The 2,484-nt window shown below is 65.0% G+C and carries 3 protein-coding genes and 1 pseudogene; 2 read left to right on the top strand and 2 right to left on the bottom strand.

The window, feature by feature from the left end:
* Positions 1–370: 370 nt before the first annotated feature.
* The gene (locus tag EOA22_RS30755; protein WP_127390478.1) at positions 371–1,114 is read right to left on the bottom strand and encodes a 3-oxoacyl-ACP reductase family protein; all 744 of its coding nucleotides are present in this window, start codon (positions 1,112–1,114) and stop codon (positions 371–373) included.
* Positions 1,115–1,213: 99 nt separating this feature from the next.
* Between EOA22_RS30755 and EOA22_RS30760 the strand changes: the two genes are divergently transcribed.
* Both EOA22_RS30760 and EOA22_RS30765 read left to right on the top strand, forming a co-directional pair.
* Complete coding sequence (locus EOA22_RS30760) at positions 1,214–1,828, top strand: TetR/AcrR family transcriptional regulator (protein ID WP_063167994.1); 615 nt, start codon at positions 1,214–1,216, stop codon at positions 1,826–1,828.
* Positions 1,829–1,883: 55 nt separating this feature from the next.
* Positions 1,884–2,279: a rhodanese-like domain-containing protein gene (locus EOA22_RS30765; RefSeq protein ID WP_063167993.1), complete on the top strand. Its 396-nt coding sequence runs from the start codon at positions 1,884–1,886 to the stop codon at positions 2,277–2,279.
* A gap of 13 nt (positions 2,280–2,292) precedes the next feature.
* On the opposite strand, the pseudogene EOA22_RS30770 reads toward EOA22_RS30765, so the two are convergent.
* Positions 2,293–2,484: pseudogene (locus EOA22_RS30770) on the bottom strand (alpha/beta hydrolase); the annotation flags it as partial.

Below are 2,484 nucleotides of genomic sequence, written 5' to 3' on the forward strand. Positions count from 1 at the left end.
GTGGCGCGGGCGGAAACTCGCCTTTCGGCGCATGCCTGACGCCGCCGCCGAAAAGCATGTCGAAGAGCCCCTGCGCGCCTGCCTGGGGTACACCGAAAGCCAGCGTCGCCGTGATTGCCATCAGCGGCATCACGGTTGCTTTGTTTCCGAGGAATTTCATGAATCACCCGCTCCGGCCGCAACCGGTTCCCGTTCCGCACGCTCGATCGTCCCGCTCACCGCATGGCGGATGTAAGGCGCGACTATACTGATTCATACCGATTTCGTTAAGCTTTCATAAATTTTGGAAAGCCTGTTGCAGAACGGTTTCACAAGATCGTGACGGCTGGAGCGGAGGGTGGTTCCGCCCCAGCCGGAAATCCCCGCGGGATCAGGCGTTGGCGCCGCCGTCGATGGCCAGGGCAGCGCCGGTGACGAAGCGGCCTTCCGGGCCTGCGAGCCAGGCGACCATGCCGGCAATGTCGTCGGCCTTGCCGAAGCGCGGCGTTGCCATCTTCCGGCGCTGATGCTCGGCATGCGGGCCGTCGGCCGGGTTCATGTCGGTGTCGGTCGAACCGGGGTGGACGACATTGGCGGTGATGCCGCGCGGGCCGAGGTCACGCGCCAGCGCCTTGGTCAGGCCGACCAGCGCCGCCTTGCTGGCTGAATAGGCCGTGAGGCTGCCGTCGGCCCGCTCGGCAAGGTTGCTGCCGATCGAGATGATGCTGCCGCCCTCACCCATATGGGCGGCCGCGGCCTTGGAAGCGATGAATGGGGCCCGGAGATTGACCTCCATGGTCTCGTCGAAATCGGCGAGCGACAGCGTGTCGATTGGGGCGGCGCGCCAGATGCCGGCGCTGTTGACCAGGATGTCGAGCCGGCCAAAGGCGGTTACGGCGTCGTCGACTGCCTTGTCTAGGGCGACCGCATCGCGGTTGTCGGCTTTGATCGCGATGGCGCGGCCGCCCTTGGCCTCGATCTCGGCGACGACAGCGCGGGCCTGTTCCTCGCCATGCACATAGGTCAGCGCGACGCTGGCGCCATCGGCCGCCAGCCTCCGCGCAATCGCTGCGCCGATGCCGCGACTGCCGCCGGTGACGAGCGCGGCCTTGCCGTTCAATCTGCTGGAAGACATCGAATTCTCCTTTTATGTAATGATCGATACATAAATATCTGTCAGCCTTGCCCGCTGGCGTCAACTGAATTATGTATCGATCAACACAGAAAGAGCGTCATGTCGGAACGAGGCCGTCCCCGCACCTTCGATCGAACCGCAGCCCTGCGTTGCGCGATGCAGGTGTTTTGGGCGCGTGGTTACGAAGGTGCATCGATGAGCGAACTGACCGCCGCCATGGGCATCAACTCGCCCAGCCTCTACGCTGCCTTCGGCAGCAAGGAGGCGCTGTTCCTGGAGGCGACGGATTTTTACTCGCACACCGAGGGTGCCGACATCTGGCTGGCATTGGACGAGGCTCCGACCGCGCGGCAGGCGATCGAACAATTCCTGTGCCTGACGGCGAAAGCCTATGCGCAGAGCGATCGCCCGCAGGGCTGCCTGATCACGCTGGGCGCACTGCATCAGGATTCGAGCCGCGGCGCCATCTGCGACGATCTGCGCCGCCGTCGTGCCGAAAACCACACCGCCCTGCAAAAACGTCTGGAGCGCGGTATTGCCGAAGGCGAATTGCCGGCGGATTTCGACGCGAGCGCTGCCGCGACCTTCTTCGCCACGGTCCAGCACGGCATGTCGATCCAGGCGCGAGACGGCGCCTTGCACGCTGCCCTGCTGGCGACGGTTGCCGGGGCCATGGCTGCCTGGCAGACGTTGGCCGGCGGCAACGCGGCGTGACAAACGCCGGCTGGTGTGCTCGAAATCCGCCAGCAAGGCCGGGAGGGACGAGAGCGTGAAAAAGGGTTATCGCGAGCTGCTGGACGAGGCGAATGCCGTGATCGAGGTGGTTTCGCCGGAGGAAGCGGCCGGGCTGCTCGACGATGAAGACACCATCTTCGTCGATCTGCGCGATCCACGCGAAGTGGAACGCGACGGCCGGATTCCGGGCGCCAAGCATGTCACGCGCGGCATGCTGGAATTCTGGATCGACCCCGAAAGCCCTTACCACAAGCCGTTCTTCGCCTCGGGAAAGAGCTTCGTGTTCTTCTGCGCCGGCGGCTGGCGCTCTGCCCTGGCCACAAAGACGGCGCAGGACATGGGGCTTTCGCCGGTCAAGCACATCCTCGGCGGCTACACCGCCTGGAAGGCCGCCGGACTGCCGGTCGAACCCGGCGAGCAGAAGAAATAATCTCGACCGCCGCTCAATGCAGCAGCAATGGCTCGCGATGCGTCACGAAGCCGACCGCGCGTTCGACCACGCCCTTGTCGGCAAGAATGCGGCGATGGCCAAGCCCGTCGGCCCAGTAGAGCCGCACATGGCCGCCGGCACCGGCATAGCGCCTTGCGTGATCGGCCGAGACTTCGCGGTCGTCCGGCGCGTGGATGACCAGGGT

Source organism: Mesorhizobium sp. M7A.F.Ca.US.014.04.1.1 (assembly GCF_003998745.1).
Classification (GTDB): Bacteria; Pseudomonadota; Alphaproteobacteria; order Rhizobiales; family Rhizobiaceae; genus Mesorhizobium; species Mesorhizobium ciceri.